Source organism: Pseudomonas sp. GW821-FHT09C08 (assembly GCF_059418125.1).
In genome coordinates this window covers 484719-499900 of sequence record NZ_JBWKPG010000003.1, presented here as the reverse complement: position 1 = coordinate 499900, position 15182 = coordinate 484719, and the positions used below count along the sequence as shown (strand labels likewise).

The window sequence follows — 15182 nt, the reverse complement described above, 5'->3', positions numbered from 1 at the left end:
AAACACGTGATGGGGCATCTTACGGCCTATCCTTGCCAGGATAAATCTGCATGTTGCTGCAATGTTATTTGACAATTTAGAGCAATGACTCTAAAAATCCACGCAGACCTATAACAATCGGGAACTGCGCCATGTCTGCCAACATTGCCTATCTGCAAGATTCCCAGGCGCTGGATCATCTCCAGGACCTGTTCGACGCGCAACGCCGTGCCTATGCCGCCAACCCGATGCCGCCGGCAGCGCAGCGCCAGCAATGGCTCAAGGCTCTGCGTGATGTGCTCAGCGACGAACGCCAGGCGTTGATCGACGCGATCAGCCAGGACTTCAGCCACCGCAGTGCAGACGAAACCCTGTTCGCCGAATTGATGCCCAGCCTGCATGGCATTCACTACGCCAGCAAACACCTCAAGGGCTGGATGAAACCTTCCCGTCGCGCTGTAGGCATTGCCTTCCAGCCGGCTTCAGCCAAGGTGATCTACCAACCGCTGGGCGTGGTCGGGGTGATCGTGCCCTGGAACTACCCGCTGTACCTGGCCATTGGCCCCCTGGTCGGGGCGTTGGCCGCCGGAAACCGGGTGATGCTCAAGCTCAGCGAGTCCACACCGGCCACCGGCGAGTTGCTCAAGGCGCTACTGGCGAAGATTTTCCCCGAGGACCTGGTGTGCGTAGTGCTCGGCGAAGCCGAAGTGGGCATGGCGTTCTCCAAGCTGCGTTTCGATCACCTGCTGTTTACCGGCGCCACCAGCATCGGCAAGCATGTGATGCGCGCCGCGGCCGAACACCTCACGCCGGTGACCCTGGAATTGGGCGGCAAGTCGCCGGCCATCGTGTCTGCCGATGTGCCACTCAAGGATGCCGCCGAACGAATCGCCTTCGGCAAGGCCTTGAATGCCGGGCAAACCTGCGTGGCGCCGGACTACGTGCTGGTGCCGGAAGATCGCGTTGAAGGTTTCGTCGAGGCTTACAGCAAGGCCGTGCGCGGATTTTATCCGACGTTAACCGATAACCCGGACTACACCGCCATCATCAATGAGCGGCAACTGGCCCGACTGAATGCCTACATCAAGGACGCCACCGACAAGGGCGCCACGCTGATCCCCTTGTACGACCAGGGCCAGGCCCGGCGCATGGCCCACAGCCTGTTGCTGAATGTCAGCGATGACATGACCGTGATGCAGGACGAGATCTTCGGCCCGGTGCTGCCGATCGTGCCGTATCGAGGCCTCGACCAGGCGTTTGCCTACATCAACGAAAGGCCTCGCCCACTGGCCCTGTATTACTTCGGCTACAACAAGGGCGAGCAGAATCGCGTACTTCACGAGACTCATTCCGGCGGCGTGTGCCTGAACGACACCCTGCTGCACGTGGCCCAGGATGACATGCCCTTTGGCGGCATCGGCCCCTCGGGCATGGGTCACTACCACGGCCACGAAGGCTTCCTCACGTTCAGCAAAGCCAAGGGCGTGCTGGTGAAACAGCGCCTCAATGCGGCCAAGTTGATCTACCCGCCGTACGGCAAAGCCATCCAGAAGTTGATCCAGAAGCTGTTCGTTCGCTGATTCCGCCACTCTCGGGATAACAATAACAATGAACCCTAGCCTGACTGATTCACCCGCGCTGTCGCGGCGCGGCGTATTGAAAATCGGCTTGTGCGCCAGTGCTTTCCTGGCCACGGCCGGGCTCGGCGCCAGCCTCAGCGGCTGCTCCAGCAGCACCCCGGCCAGCGGCTTTGCCATGCTGCGCAGCAGTGACCTGCCGTTTTTGCGCGCGGTAATCCCGGTGTTGCTCGAAGGCGCGGCGAGCGCCCAAGAGGTGGTCGCCGGAATTGAAGACACCCTGAAAAAACTCGACTACAGCCTGCAGCACCTGTCGCCGGAAATGTTCAAGCTCACCCAGCAACTGTTCGACGTATTGGGCATGGGCATCACCCGTGGCCCATTGACCGGCATCTGGGGCAGCTGGGAAAACGCCAGCGCGGAGCAGATCCGCAACTTCCTGCACCGCTGGGAAAACAGCTATCTCAACCTGCTGCGCATGGGCCAGGGCTCGCTGCTCAAGCTGGTAATCATGTCGTGGTACTTCCGCCCGCAGTCCTGGGCGCATTGCGGCTATCCGGGCCCGCCCAAGGTCTAGCCCTGGCTGAAAACCCGCTGCAATGTGGGGCTGTACCCGCAGGCAGGCCGCTTTCGCAGGCAAGCCAGCTCCCACACCGACTGCAACTTCGTATAACAATAAGAGTGCCTGTCTATGCCCGTACCCGATCTGTTCCGCGACGGCCTGGCCCGTGGCTGGAAAACCCACAATGGCGCCGCCCTCGACAACGACCTGACCCTGGAGGCCGACGTAGCGATCATCGGCAGCGGCGCCGGTGGTGGCACCACCGCCGAGATCCTCAGCGCCGCCGGCTACAAGGTGTTGCTGATTGAAGAAGGCCCGCTCAAGACCAGCAGCGACTTCAAGCTGCTCGAGGACGAGGCCTACACCAGCCTGTACCAGGAAGGCATCGGCCGCATGAGCAAAGATGGCGCGATCACCATCCTGCAGGGCCGCGCGGTGGGCGGGACCACGCTGATCAACTGGACCTCCAGCTTTCGTACGCCGGACGCGACACTTTCCCACTGGGCAAGCGAATATGCGGTGAAGGGCCACAGCAGTGCCGAAATGGCGCCCTGGTTCGAAAAAATGGAGCAACGCCTGGGGATCGCCCCTTGGGCCATGCCGCCCAATGCCAACAATGACGTGATCCGCAAAGGCTGCGAAAAGCTCGGCTACAGCTGGCATGTGATCCCCCGCAACGTGCGCGGCTGCTTCAACCTGGGCTATTGCGGCATGGGCTGCCCGGTCAACGCCAAGCAGTCGATGCTGGTAACCACCATCCCCTCGACGCTGGAGAAAGGCGGCGAACTGCTGTATCTGGCTCGCGCCGAACGCCTGCTCTACAGCGGCGACCACATCAGCAGCCTGGAATGCGTGGCGATGGATGAACGCTGCGTGGCACCGACCGGCCGCAAAATCACGGTCAAGGCCAAGCACTACGTGCTGGCCGGCGGCGGCATCAACAGCCCCGCCCTGCTGATGCGCTCGGATGCCCCGGACCCGCATTCGCGGCTGGGCAAGCGCACCTTCCTGCACCTGGTGAATTTCTCCGCCGGGCTGTTCGAGGAGGTGATCAACCCGTTCTACGGCGCGCCGCAGTCAATCTACTCCGACCATTTTCAATGGCAGGACGGCACTACCGGCAAAATGTCCTACAAGCTTGAGGCGCCGCCGCTGCACCCGGCACTCGCCAGCACCCTGCTCGGCGGCTACGGCACGCAGAACGCCTTGGACATGAAGCAATTGCCCAACACCCACGCGATGCTGGCCTTGCTGCGCGACGGTTTCCACCCCGACAGCCCGGGCGGCAGCGTGGAGTTGCGCGGCGATGGCACCCCAGTGCTCGACTATCAGGTATCGGCGTACGCCTGGGACGGCCTGCGTCGCGCCTTTCACAGCATGGCCGAGATCCAGTTCGCGGCGGGAGCCAAGTCGGTCAAGCCGCTGCACCACGATGCGCGCTACGTGACGAGCCTGGGCGAAGCCCGCACGCTGATCGAAGGGCTGAACCTGGAACTGCACCGCACCTGCCTGGGCAGCGCCCATGTGATGGGCGGTTGTGCCATGGGTGAAGACCCGAAAAATGCGGTGGCCGACAGCCTTGGCCGTCATCACCAACTGCGCAATCTGTCGATCCACGACGGCTCGTTGTTCCCCACCAGCATTGGGGCCAACCCGCAATTGTCGGTGTATGGATTGACCGCGCAACTGGCGACCGCCTTGGCCGAACGTCTGAAAACAGCGTGAAAAAACACGCTATTCGCCATGTCTATAGTGCTTTCTTCTGCATAAGTTGACTTGGCCGACCGGGACGGCTGCGATACCATCCGGTTCCCCAACGGACTCCGCCAGGACGACGCGATGAACCGAGTGTTGTACCCAGGTACCTTCGACCCGATTACCAAAGGCCATGGCGATCTGGTCGAACGTGCCTCACGCTTGTTCGACCATGTGATCATCGCGGTCGCGGCCAGCCCCAAGAAAAACCCGCTGTTTCCCCTGGAACAGCGCGTGGAGCTGGCGCGTGAGGTCACCAAGCACCTGCCCAACGTGGAAGTGGTGGGCTTTTCCACATTGCTGGCGCACTTCGCCAAAGAGCAGAACGCCAATGTGTTCCTGCGTGGCCTGCGTGCGGTGTCGGACTTCGAATACGAATTCCAGCTGGCCAACATGAATCGCCAACTGGCACCGGACGTGGAAAGCCTGTTCCTCACACCGTCGGAGCGTTATTCGTTCATTTCCTCGACGTTGGTCCGTGAAATTGCCGCTTTGGGCGGAGATATCACCAAGTTCGTGCACCCGGCCGTGGCCGATGCGCTGACACTGCGTTTCAAGAAGTAGTTTCTGTAAGCAAGCTTATTGTGGCGAGCGGGCTTGCCCCGCGTTGGGCTGCGAAGCGGCACGAATAAAAGCCACCGCGTAGTTTCAGCCAGCGCACAGCCGCCTGTTCCGGGGCCGCTTCGCAACTCACGCGGGGCAAGCCCGCTCGCTACAGGTCAGCATGCCAGTTGGCCGCAGGTCATGTGCACTCGCACTGCGGGCGCCAATGCGGCACAATTGCGCGCATTAGTTTTCAGATGCCTTGGCTGACAGCCCTGGCAGGAGTTTCCATGTCCCTGATCATCACCGACGATTGCATCAACTGCGACGTCTGCGAACCCGAGTGCCCGAACGCTGCGATTTCCCAGGGCGAAGAGATCTACGTGATCGACCCGAACCTGTGCACCCAGTGCGTCGGCCACTACGACGAGCCTCAGTGCCAGCAAGTGTGCCCGGTGGATTGCATTCCGCTGGATGAAGCCCATCCGGAGACGGAAGAGCAGTTGATGGCCAAGTACCGGTTGATTACCGGCAAGGCCTGAGATTCTTTAGTGACTGTAAGGGCCTCTTCGCGAGCAAGCCCGCTCCCACAGTTGACCGAGTTCCAAAATGAGAATGCGGTCGAATGGGAGAGCAGGCTTGCTCGCGAAGGCAGCAACAGCCATCACCTGGCAATCAGCTCTGGCACTTGGGGCAAAACACACTCGCCCGCTGCCCCAGCACCACATTGCGCAGCTCGGTCCCACAGACCTTGCACGCCTTGCCCCCGCGGCCGTAGACGAACAGCTCCTGCTGGAAATAGCCCGGCTGCCCGTCGCCACCGATAAAGTCCCGCAGCGTAGTGCCACCCCGCTCAATAGCAGCGGCCAGTACGCGCTTGATCTCGATCGCCAGCTTCAAATAACGCGCCCGTGAAATGCCTCCAGCCGCGCGACGCGGATCGATCCCCGCCGCAAACAGCGCCTCGGTCGCGTAGATATTGCCCACCCCCACCACCACCGCGTTGTCCATGATGAATGGCTTCACTGCCATCGACTTGCCGCGGGACAGTTGGAACAAACGCTCACCATCAAACAGGTCGGTCAACGGCTCCGGCCCCAGGCGAATCAGCAGCTCATGGTTGTGCGGGTCCTGGCTCCAAAGCATCGCGCCAAAGCGCCGGGGGTCGGTGTAGCGCAGGGCCATACCCGATTCCAGCTCGATGTCCACGTGCTCATGCTTGGCTGCCGGCATGCCGACTTCCACCAGCCGCAAGTTGCCCGACATGCCCAGGTGGCTGATCAAGGTGCCGACTTCGGCGTTGATCAACAGGTACTTGGCCCGCCGTTCCACCAGCACGATGCGCTGCCCGGACAGGCGCACATCCAGGTCTTCCGGGATCGGCCAGCGCAGGCGTCGCTCGCGCACTACCACGCGACTGACCCGCTGGCCTTCCAGGTGCGGAGCAATCCCGCGCCGGGTGGTTTCGACTTCTGGTAACTCGGGCATGTGTACCTCTTGAAGGAAGGGTCAGTGCGCGCCCAGTTCGCGGATCGACAACTTCATGCTCTCGAAGTCGTAGTCCGACAGGCCCACGTAGTCCAGCACCATATGCCCGATCGCATTCCATTCATGATCGACCGCCTGGTTGCCCAGCACCCGATACGACGAACAGATGTGCTCGGCCATTTTCAGGATCGCCAGCAGGTTTTTCAGCTGAGAGTTGCGCGACGACTCATCGCTGAAAATCGCCAGGGCGTTGTGGTGGTTGGCGATGGCATCGGTCACATGTTCCGGCAGGCGCCAGGACTTGGCGGTGTAGTAGCCGACCACCGCGTGGTTGGTGTTGAACGCGTTGTTCTCGGTGTCGACCACACGGCAGTCGGGGCCGGCATTGCCATAGGCCTCTTCCAGCACCGCCATGTAGTTGGGGAAGCGCTTGAGCATCAGCGGCACGCCGCAATCGTGGAACAGGCCCAGCGCATACGCCTCGTCGACGGCTTGCGAGCCGGTGCGCTTGGCGAGTGTCAGGCAGGTCATCGCCACATCCTGGGCGGTGTCCCAGAAGCGGTTGAGGGTGACGATGGTGTCATCGCTCATCTCGCCCTTGATCGACTGCGCGTTGATCAGGTTGATGATCGAACGGCTGCCCAGCAGGTTCACCGCGCGCTGGATCGAGGCGATCTTGTTGCTCAGGCCGTAATACGGCGAGTTGACGATTTTCAGCAACGCACCGGACAGGCCCGGGTCCTGGGAGATCAATCGCGCGATCACTTCCAGGTCCGGGTCGGGCATGTATTGCTCCATCTGCAAATCCACCATGATTTGCGGCTGGGGCGGCACGCTGATGCCTTGCAGGGCCTGTTGGATCTGTTCGGCGGAAAGCTCTTGGGACATAAGTACATACTCTGGGCTAGGCGGGGATTCTAACCTCTAAGCAAAGCTGACCGACACCTCAAAAACCCGAACCGAACCGCGATCAAATGTGGGAGCTGGCTTGCCTGCGATTGCATCACCGCCGTACGTCAGATACACCGCGCCGTCTGCATCGCAGGCAAGCCAGCTCCCACATGAACGGGTGCGCAAAGGGTATACTCCCGCTCTTTTTTCCGGAGCGACGTCATGTCCCTGCCAAGCCTGCGTCTCAAAGCCAACGCCGATCGTCGTTTGCGCAACGGCCACCTGTGGGTCTACAGCAACGAAATCGACGTGGCCGCCACCCCACTTCACGGCTTCCAGGCGGGCGACCAGGCCATCCTCGAAGCGGCCGGCGGCAAGACCCTGGGCATCGTGGCCATGAGCCCGAACAACCTGATCTGCGCTCGCCTGCTGTCGCGCGACATCAAGCTGCCATTGGACAAGTCGCTGCTGGTGCATCGCCTGAACGTCGCGCTGTCCCTGCGTGATCGCCTGTTCGACAAGCCATTCTACCGCCTGGTCTACGGCGATTCCGACCTGCTGCCAGGCCTGGTGGTCGACCGTTTCGGCGACATCCTGGTGGTGCAGATCGCTTCGGCGACCATGGAAGCGCATAAAGAAGACGTGATCGCCGCCCTGACCCAAGTGCTCAAGCCGAGTGGCATCCTGTTCAAGAACGATTCCGCCGCGCGCGACGCCGAAGGCCTCAACCGCTACGTCGAAACCGTGTTCGGCCTGGTGCCGGAATGGGTTGCGCTGGAAGAAAACGGCGTGAAATTCGAAGCCCCGGTAATCCAGGGCCAGAAGACCGGCTGGTTCTACGACCACCGCATGAACCGCGCACGCCTGGCCCCGTACGCCAAAGGCAAGCGCGTGCTCGACCTTTACAGCTACATCGGCGGCTGGGGCGTGCAGGCTGCGGCCTTCGGCGCCAGTGAAGTGTTCTGCGTCGACGCCTCCGCCTTCGCCCTTGATGGCGTGGAGCGCAACGCCGCGCTGAACGGCTTCGCCGAGAAGATGACCTGCATCGAAGGCGACGTGTTCGAGGCCCTCAAGGAGCTCAAAGCCAGCGAAGAACGCTTCGACGTGATCGTCGCCGACCCGCCGGCCTTCATCAAACGCAAGAAAGACATGAAAAACGGCGAAGGCGCCTACCGCCGCCTGAACGAGCAAGCCATGCGCCTGCTCAGCAAGGACGGCATCCTGGTCAGCGCGTCGTGCTCGATGCACTTGCCCGAAGACGACCTGCAAAACATCCTGCTGACCAGCGCCCGTCACCTGGACCGCAATATCCAGATGCTCGAACGCGGCGGCCAGGGCCCGGACCACCCGGTGCACCCGGCGATTGCCGAGACGCGGTATATCAAGAGCATTACGTGCCGGTTGTTGCCGAATAGCTAACGCTGAGACTGACTGTAGGAGCCAGCAGGCTCCTACAGGAATCCAGGAATTTTCATACCCTCTCTTGCTTTGACTTTCCTCGCTCCAGACTCGATCCTCGACCCCCTCAAGGAATAGAGTCCATGTAAATGCACAGCGCCACAAAGCCCACAACGAAACCGTTTCTCATCGCACTGCTGATGATCCTGACGTTGCTGGGTGTATTTCCCCTCGACGTCGTACTCCCTTCATTTCCCGCGCTTGCCGAACACTTTCAAACCTCAACAGTAGATATCGCTCGGTCCATCAGCCTTTTCGCGATTGGCTTTTCTTGCTCGTTGCTGTGGATAGGGCCGCTATCCGACAGGATAGGTCGCAAGAAGCTGCTACTGGCCAGCATGACCGTGGCGATTGTTGGTGCAATTGGCTGCATAACCGCCAATAACTATTCACAGTTCTTACTTTTCCGAGTAGTTCAAGCCGTTGGTTGTGGCGGCTTTGTGCTGTCTCAAGCGTTGGTTCAGGATATGTTCGTGGGCAAGGAACAGGAGCGACTGCGGATCGCAATCGTGACCGCCGGAGGTATCTTCATTTCGATCTCGCCATTAGTTGGTGCATGGCTGCAAACGCATTGGGGTTGGCAGGCCAGCTTCTACGTATTTACAGCCTTTGCCATATTGCTCCTGTTTATGACCTATCGACTACTCAGCGACACCCAACCCGCCGTCCATCCAAGCCGCCACACTATTCTCAAGGGCTACGCGCAAATTTTTGCAGATCGCCATTTCGTCAGTTACGCCACGATTTCCGGAATCACCTTTGCCTGCCATTTTTCATTTATCGTCATATCCCCCATCATTTTCATGGACCAGTTAGGGCTGTCGCCCTATCAGTACTCACAGGTCTTGCTGCTTTATGGCGCAGCTTATGTGTTAGGCGGCGTGTCAGCGGGCTGGTTGAACAAACGGTTACTGGCCAACACCCAGATCGCGACCGGCTTGTGGTTAATCGCGACATCCGGTGGGGTAATGTTGTTGCTGGCCTATGGGAACAATATCTCCACCTGGACCGTTTTGATTCCAATGCTGATCTGCACGGCCGGTACCACCATCACCAGGCCAATTTCAAACTCACGGGCCATGAACCTTTTCCCCCACTCCGCAGGCGCGGCCGCATCAGCCACCACAGTTGTGATATTCATTGCCGGTGGGTTGATCAGTGCTCTGATCAGTACTTTGACGCACAATCTGAGCACCACCCTCGGATTGTGCTTTTTGATTCTGAGTGCTCTGGGCCTGGGGTTGAATGAATGGGCCAAACACCGCCCACACGTCCTGTAGCCGCTATCTCCACACTTACGGCCATTCCCTCCAGCCGCCAGCGGTGTAGAATCGGGCGTATTCATCGCCAGTCATCCCCCGGCGGGTTTATGAGCTCGAGGCCCAAGCACGCGGCGATCCCGCGACGCGAGTGGCAACTTCCGGACACACGGCCATTTTCTGAGTGTTCCAGACGTCAATAGAAGCTCACTCCCCAGTAGTAGTTACCTGATTAGCCGCCCGGAGTGCTCCATGCCAGATTACCGCTCGAAAACATCCACCCATGGCCGCAACATGGCCGGCGCGCGCGCACTGTGGCGCGCCACGGGGATGAAAGATGACGACTTCAAGAAGCCGATCATCGCGATTGCCAACTCGTTCACCCAGTTCGTACCGGGCCACGTCCACCTCAAGGACCTGGGCCAACTGGTCGCCCGCGAGATCGAACGTGCCGGCGGTGTAGCGAAAGAATTCAACACCATCGCCGTGGATGACGGCATCGCCATGGGCCATGACGGCATGCTGTACTCGCTGCCGAGCCGCGAGATCATCGCCGACTCCGTGGAGTACATGGTCAACGCCCATTGCGCCGACGCCATCGTGTGCATCTCGAACTGCGACAAGATCACCCCTGGCATGCTGATGGCCGCCCTGCGCCTGAACATCCCGGTGATCTTCGTCTCCGGCGGCCCGATGGAAGCCGGCAAGACCAAACTGGCCTCCCACGGCCTCGACCTGGTCGACGCCATGGTCATCGCCGCCGATTCCAGCGCTTCTGACGAGAAGGTCGCGGAATACGAGCGCAGCGCCTGCCCGACGTGCGGTTCGTGCTCCGGCATGTTCACCGCCAACTCGATGAACTGCCTGGTCGAAGCCCTGGGCCTGGCCTTGCCGGGCAACGGCTCGACACTGGCCACCCACAGCGACCGTGAGCAGCTGTTCCTGCAGGCCGGCCGCACCATCGTCGAACTGTGCAAGCGCTACTACGGCGAGAATGACGAGTCGGTGTTGCCGCGCAACATCGCCAACTTCAAGGCATTCGAAAACGCCATGACCCTGGACATCGCCATGGGCGGTTCCACCAACACCATCCTGCACTTGCTGGCCGCGGCCCAGGAAGCCGAGATCGATTTCGACCTGCGCGACATCGACCGCCTGTCCCGTCACGTGCCGCAACTGTGCAAGGTCGCGCCGAACATCCAGAAGTACCACATGGAAGATGTGCACCGTGCCGGCGGGATCTTCTCGATCCTCGGCTCGCTGGCCCGTGGCGGCCTGCTGCACACCGACCTGCCGACCGTGCACAGCGCGTCCATCGCCGAAGGCATCGCCAAGTGGGACATCACCCAGACTGACGACGAAGCCGTGCACACCTTCTTCAAGGCTGGCCCGGCTGGCATCCCGACCCAGACTGCGTTCAGCCAGTCGACCCGTTGGGACACCCTGGATGACGACCGTGAAAACGGCTGCATCCGCAGTGTCGAACACGCCTACTCCCAAGAAGGCGGCCTGGCCGTGCTGTACGGCAACATCGCACTGGATGGCTGCGTGGTGAAAACCGCCGGTGTGGATGAGTCGATCCATGTGTTCGAAGGCAACGCGAAGATCTTCGAAAGCCAGGACAGTGCCGTGCGCGGCATCCTCGCCGACGAAGTGAAGGCCGGCGACATCGTGATCATCCGCTACGAAGGCCCGAAAGGCGGCCCGGGCATGCAGGAAATGCTTTACCCGACCTCCTACCTGAAATCCAAGGGCCTGGGCAAAGCCTGCGCCTTGCTGACCGACGGACGTTTCTCCGGCGGTACTTCCGGCCTGTCCATTGGCCACGCTTCGCCTGAAGCCGCTGCCGGCGGCGCGATTGGCCTGGTGCAGGACGGCGACAAGGTGCTGATCGACATTCCGAACCGTTCGATCAACCTGTTGATCAGCGATGAAGAACTGGCGGCGCGCCGGGTCGAGCAGGACAAGAAAGGTTGGAAGCCGGTCGAGAAGCGTCCGCGCAAAGTCACCACTGCGTTGAAGGCCTATGCCCTGCTGGCCACCAGTGCCGACAAGGGTGCAGTGCGTAACAAAGCGATGCTCGACGGCCTGTAAGCCTCGCGCATAAAAAATGCCCCGCCAAGTGCGGGGCATTTTTTTTGCCTGGAACAACGCTCCAAAACACTGCAGATCAACTGTGGGAGCTGGCTGCCTGCGATGGCGGCCTTGAGTCCTGCATTGATCTCGTTGACGCCATCGCTGGCAACCGGGCTCCCACACGGGCAGGCTGAGCCTGAACGAACTCGGTTCATGTGGGAGCTGGCTTGCCTGCGATGGGCGCGCCTCGGTGTTACTGAATTTCCTCAGGCTTGACGATCACCCAGTTCTTGTCCGCCGTCACCGGCAACCCTTCCTTGGCCTGCGCCGCCGCGTGCTTGGCGATCATGCCGTTGAGTTGGGTCATGTATTTGTCCTTGCGGTTGATCCACAGGTGGATGCCGCCCTTGGCCACGTCCACATCGTGGAACAGCATGTAGCCATCGCTGGTCGGTGTGTCGCCGCCGACGATCACCGGTTTTTTCCATTCGTCGATGTAGGTGAGGATGGCTGCGTGCTTGCCCGCCATCCAGGTGGCCGGGGTCCACAGGTACGGGGTCAGCTCCAGGCCGAGGTTGGCCTTCTCGTCATATTTGCCGGCGGCAATCTGCTTGCGCGCGGTGGTCAGCTCGCCGGTCTTGCGGTCCTTGAGCAAGGTGCTCACGCCGATCACATTCTCCGGCTTGACGTTGTAGCCGTACTTCGGATCGGCGGCGACCATGCGCACCAGCTCTTCCGACGCGGCGGTCATCACATACACCTCGATGCCGTTTTCCATCAGCTTGTTGTACAGCTCGGCCTGGCCGGTGAAGACTTTCGGCGGCTGCACCTCAGATTGCTTCACCACGTCGCCTTCAAAATAGCTGACCGGCACGGGCTTGCCAGACGCCATCAGCTCATCGACCTGCACCTTGAGCTCCTTAAGGGTGAAACCGGAGAACACCTGGGCAACCCACGGGTAGCAGACCATGTCGTCGACTTCGCAGAGGCGATAGTAGTAACTGAACAGACTTTCCTTATGGTCGGCGGTGTCTTTGAACGGCATAAGCTTGAGCGACGGATCAAGGCTGTCGCGGGTGATCAGGCCCTTGTTTTCCATGTAGGGCAGCAGGGATTCTTCGAGGTCGTAGCGGTAGCTGGTGTTGTCCATGTCGAACACCGCGTAATTACCCTTGTTGGCGTTGGCGGCGATCATTTTGTTCAGTTGCTCGGCGGCCGGTGCCGGCCAGTGTTTCAACTCGGTGGCGGCCATGGTTTGTCCGGCAAGGCCCAGACACAGCGCGGCGGCAAACAATCTCGAAGCGAGCTTCATATGCGTTTTCTCCCTGAGTTAAAAACATCGACGCTAACAAATCCCTGTGACAGTTACCGCCCGAGCGCGACCGCTTGCGTCGTGATTGCGCCAAAGGCGTGTGCATGCGCGCCAGATGCTTATTCCAAAAACGACAGTCACCATTCCATATCGGTATTAAATCAATATATTTCAAGCTGTTAGGCTTTCCGGTTCGCAATCGCAGGCTCACGCGATTGGCTGCCTTCTCAACGGAGCTTCAATGAATCTGCCCCTGATTCTCAACTTACTGGTGTTCGTGGCCCTGCTGCTGGGCCTGGCACAAACTCGTCGCACCAACTGGAGCCTCGCCAAGAAGGTGCTGGTTGCGCTCGTACTCGGCGTGGTGTTCGGCACTGTCTTGCACACGATCTACGGCGACGGCAACCCGGTGCTCAAAGCCTCCATCGGCTGGTTCGACCTGGTCGGCAACGGCTACGTGCAACTGCTGCAAATGATCGTAATCCCGTTGGTGTTCGCCTCGATCCTCAGCGCCGTGGCGCGCCTGCACAATGCCTCGTCACTGGGCAAGATCAGCTTCCTGACCATCGGCACACTGCTGTTTACCACCGCGATTGCGGCGCTGATCGGCATCGGCCTGACCAACCTGTTCGGCCTCACCGCCGAAGGCCTGGTGGCCGGCACCCAGGAAATGGCGCGCCTGCAGGTGATCCAGAGTGATTACGCCGGCAAGGTCGCCGACCTGAATATCCCGCAACTGCTGCTGTCGTTCGTGCCGGCCAACCCGTTTGCCGACCTGGCCCGGGCCAAGCCGACCTCGATCATCAGCGTAGTGATTTTCACTGCTTTCCTTGGGGTTGCCGCACTGCAACTGCTCAAGGATGACGTGGAAAAAGGCCAGAAAGTGCTCAACGCCATCGACACCCTGCAAGCCTGGGTGATGCGCCTGGTGCGCCTGGTGATGAAGCTGACGCCGTACGGCGTATTGGCGCTGATGACCAAAGTGGTCGCCGGCTCCAACCTGCAGGACATCATCAAGCTCGGCAGTTTTGTCGTGGTCTCGTACCTGGCCCTGGGCCTGATGTTTGTGGTGCACGGCCTGCTGCTGTCCCTGGCCGGGATCAACCCGCTGCGTTTCTTCCGCAAGGTGTGGCCGGTGCTGACCTTTGCCTTCACCAGCCGCTCCAGCGCGGCGGCGATCCCGCTGAGCATTGAAGCGCAGACCCGTCGCCTGGGCATCCCGCAATCCATCGCCGGCTTCGCCGCCTCGTTCGGCGCCACCATCGGCCAGAACGGCTGCGCCGGTCTTTACCCGGCGATGTTGGCGGTGATGGTCGCGCCGACCGTGGGCATCAACCCGCTGGACCCACTGTGGATCGCGACGTTGGTAGCAATTGTGACCCTGAGTTCGGCCGGCGTTGCCGGCGTGGGTGGCGGTGCAACCTTCGCCGCGCTGATCGTGCTGCCGGCCATGGGTTTGCCGGTGTCACTGGTGGCGCTGCTGATTTCCGTGGAGCCACTGATCGACATGGGCCGCACGGCATTGAACGTGAATGGCTCGATGACGGCCGGCGCGATCACCAGCCAGGTCATGGGGCAGACGGACAAAGCGTTGTTGAACGCGGATGAGCATGCGGAGTTGGCGCAGGCCTGATAGACCGCATTCGCGAGCAAGCCCGCTCCCACATTTTGACCACATTCTCATGTTAGAACTCGGTCAAATGTGGGAGCGGGCTTGCTCGCGAAGCTCTTAGGCTTTTTCCCAAACCTCGAAGTTATACGCCGGCTTATCTCCCTCAGCCGCATTCTCGACATTCGACACCAGCTTCCACTGCTTCGTATCAAACTCCGGAAACCAAGCATCCCCTTCCGGACTCAGCGCCACCCGCGTCAAATACAGGCGATCCGCCTGCTCCAGCCCCTGCGCATACAACTGCGCGCCGCCGATCAGCATCAGTTCGTCCACGCCTTGCGCCTTGGCCCATTCCTCAGCGCGCTCTACCGCCGCATCCAGTGACGGAAAAACTTCCGCACCTTCCAGCGCCAGGCCGGTCTGACGGCTAACCACAAGGTTCAAGCGCCCTGGCAGCGGTCGGCCCAGGGAGTCCCAGGTCTTGCGCCCCATGATGATCGGCTTGCCGAGCGTGGTGGCCTTGAAATATTTGAAATCCCCCGGCAAATGCCAGGGCATGCTGTTGTCGACGCCGATCACGCGGTTTTCACCGAGGGCTGCGATCAGGCTTAAAGGGAGAGTTTTTTTCATGGCGACGAGAATACCAGAGGTGCGAGCCAGCGGTTATGCT

13 protein-coding genes are annotated in these 15182 nt (G+C 60.6%); 9 read left to right on the top strand and 4 right to left on the bottom strand.

The window, feature by feature from the left end:
• Positions 1–131: 131 nt before the first annotated feature.
• The 5 genes from AC07OJ_RS13325 (at position 132) to AC07OJ_RS13305 (ending at position 4958) form a co-directional block, all read left to right on the top strand.
• Complete coding sequence (locus AC07OJ_RS13325; RefSeq protein ID WP_495094639.1) at positions 132–1559, top strand: coniferyl aldehyde dehydrogenase; 1428 nt, start codon at positions 132–134, stop codon at positions 1557–1559.
• A gap of 28 nt (positions 1560–1587) precedes the next feature.
• A complete protein-coding gene (locus AC07OJ_RS13320) occupies positions 1588–2133 on the top strand; it encodes a twin-arginine translocation pathway signal protein (RefSeq protein WP_106802377.1) in 546 nt (181 codons plus the stop codon).
• A gap of 114 nt (positions 2134–2247) precedes the next feature.
• On the top strand, positions 2248–3843 hold the full coding sequence (locus tag AC07OJ_RS13315; RefSeq protein WP_495006471.1) for a GMC family oxidoreductase: 1596 nt from the start codon (positions 2248–2250) through the stop codon (positions 3841–3843).
• A gap of 114 nt (positions 3844–3957) precedes the next feature.
• A complete protein-coding gene (gene coaD, locus AC07OJ_RS13310) occupies positions 3958–4437 on the top strand; it encodes a pantetheine-phosphate adenylyltransferase (RefSeq protein ID WP_003176711.1) in 480 nt (159 codons plus the stop codon).
• Positions 4438–4706: 269 nt separating this feature from the next.
• Positions 4707–4958 (top strand): YfhL family 4Fe-4S dicluster ferredoxin, encoded by a 252-nt coding sequence (locus AC07OJ_RS13305; RefSeq protein WP_017139475.1) that lies wholly within the window; start codon positions 4707–4709, stop codon positions 4956–4958.
• A gap of 133 nt (positions 4959–5091) precedes the next feature.
• Here AC07OJ_RS13305 and mutM read toward each other — a convergent pair whose 3' ends face one another.
• Positions 5092–5904 (bottom strand): bifunctional DNA-formamidopyrimidine glycosylase/DNA-(apurinic or apyrimidinic site) lyase, encoded by an 813-nt coding sequence (gene mutM, locus AC07OJ_RS13300; protein ID WP_495094638.1) that lies wholly within the window; start codon positions 5902–5904, stop codon positions 5092–5094.
• Between the two features lie 21 nt (positions 5905–5925).
• The gene (locus AC07OJ_RS13295) at positions 5926–6738 is read right to left on the bottom strand and encodes an HDOD domain-containing protein (protein WP_177343930.1); all 813 of its coding nucleotides are present in this window, start codon (positions 6736–6738) and stop codon (positions 5926–5928) included.
• Between the two features lie 279 nt (positions 6739–7017).
• Here AC07OJ_RS13295 and AC07OJ_RS13290 point away from each other — a divergent pair, with 279 nt between their 5' ends.
• From AC07OJ_RS13290 to ilvD, 3 genes are all read left to right on the top strand, one after another.
• Positions 7018–8214, top strand: a complete 1197-nt coding sequence (locus AC07OJ_RS13290; protein WP_003195152.1) for a class I SAM-dependent rRNA methyltransferase — start codon at positions 7018–7020, stop codon at positions 8212–8214.
• A 128-nt stretch (positions 8215–8342) separates the two neighbouring features.
• Positions 8343–9533, top strand: a complete 1191-nt coding sequence (locus AC07OJ_RS13285) for a multidrug effflux MFS transporter (RefSeq protein WP_495094637.1) — start codon at positions 8343–8345, stop codon at positions 9531–9533.
• Positions 9534–9764: 231 nt separating this feature from the next.
• Positions 9765–11606: a dihydroxy-acid dehydratase gene (gene ilvD, locus AC07OJ_RS13280; RefSeq protein ID WP_065902201.1), complete on the top strand. Its 1842-nt coding sequence runs from the start codon at positions 9765–9767 to the stop codon at positions 11604–11606.
• Positions 11607–11841: 235 nt separating this feature from the next.
• Here the strand turns inward: ilvD and AC07OJ_RS13275 are convergent, their stop codons facing one another.
• Positions 11842–12900 (bottom strand): HAD family hydrolase, encoded by a 1059-nt coding sequence (locus tag AC07OJ_RS13275; protein WP_065902203.1) that lies wholly within the window; start codon positions 12898–12900, stop codon positions 11842–11844.
• Between the two features lie 241 nt (positions 12901–13141).
• Between AC07OJ_RS13275 and AC07OJ_RS13270 the strand changes: the two genes are divergently transcribed.
• The gene (locus AC07OJ_RS13270) at positions 13142–14533 is read left to right on the top strand and encodes an L-cystine transporter (protein WP_495094636.1); all 1392 of its coding nucleotides are present in this window, start codon (positions 13142–13144) and stop codon (positions 14531–14533) included.
• 96 nt (positions 14534–14629) lie between these two features.
• On the opposite strand, the gene AC07OJ_RS13265 is transcribed toward AC07OJ_RS13270, so the two are convergent.
• Positions 14630–15142, bottom strand: a complete 513-nt coding sequence (locus AC07OJ_RS13265) for a dihydrofolate reductase (protein WP_065902205.1) — start codon at positions 15140–15142, stop codon at positions 14630–14632.
• Positions 15143–15182: the final 40 nt, after the last annotated feature.

Bases quoted from the DNA above. Each gene is read 5' to 3' on its own strand.
- AC07OJ_RS13325 (WP_495094639.1), top strand. From the start codon at position 132: ATGTCTGCCAACATTGCCTATCTGCAAGATTCCCAGGCGCTGGATCAT.
- AC07OJ_RS13320 (WP_106802377.1), top strand. From the start codon at position 1,588: ATGAACCCTAGCCTGACTGATTCACCCGCGCTGTCGCGGCGCGGCGTA.
- AC07OJ_RS13315 (WP_495006471.1), top strand. From the start codon at position 2,248: ATGCCCGTACCCGATCTGTTCCGCGACGGCCTGGCCCGTGGCTGGAAA.
- coaD (WP_003176711.1), top strand. From the start codon at position 3,958: ATGAACCGAGTGTTGTACCCAGGTACCTTCGACCCGATTACCAAAGGC.
- AC07OJ_RS13305 (WP_017139475.1), top strand. From the start codon at position 4,707: ATGTCCCTGATCATCACCGACGATTGCATCAACTGCGACGTCTGCGAA.
- mutM (WP_495094638.1), bottom strand. From the start codon at position 5,904: ATGCCCGAGTTACCAGAAGTCGAAACCACCCGGCGCGGGATTGCTCCG.
- AC07OJ_RS13290 (WP_003195152.1), top strand. From the start codon at position 7,018: ATGTCCCTGCCAAGCCTGCGTCTCAAAGCCAACGCCGATCGTCGTTTG.
- AC07OJ_RS13285 (WP_495094637.1), top strand. From the start codon at position 8,343: ATGCACAGCGCCACAAAGCCCACAACGAAACCGTTTCTCATCGCACTG.
- ilvD (WP_065902201.1), top strand. From the start codon at position 9,765: ATGCCAGATTACCGCTCGAAAACATCCACCCATGGCCGCAACATGGCC.
- AC07OJ_RS13275 (WP_065902203.1), bottom strand. From the start codon at position 12,900: ATGAAGCTCGCTTCGAGATTGTTTGCCGCCGCGCTGTGTCTGGGCCTT.
- AC07OJ_RS13270 (WP_495094636.1), top strand. From the start codon at position 13,142: ATGAATCTGCCCCTGATTCTCAACTTACTGGTGTTCGTGGCCCTGCTG.
- AC07OJ_RS13265 (WP_065902205.1), bottom strand. From the start codon at position 15,142: ATGAAAAAAACTCTCCCTTTAAGCCTGATCGCAGCCCTCGGTGAAAAC.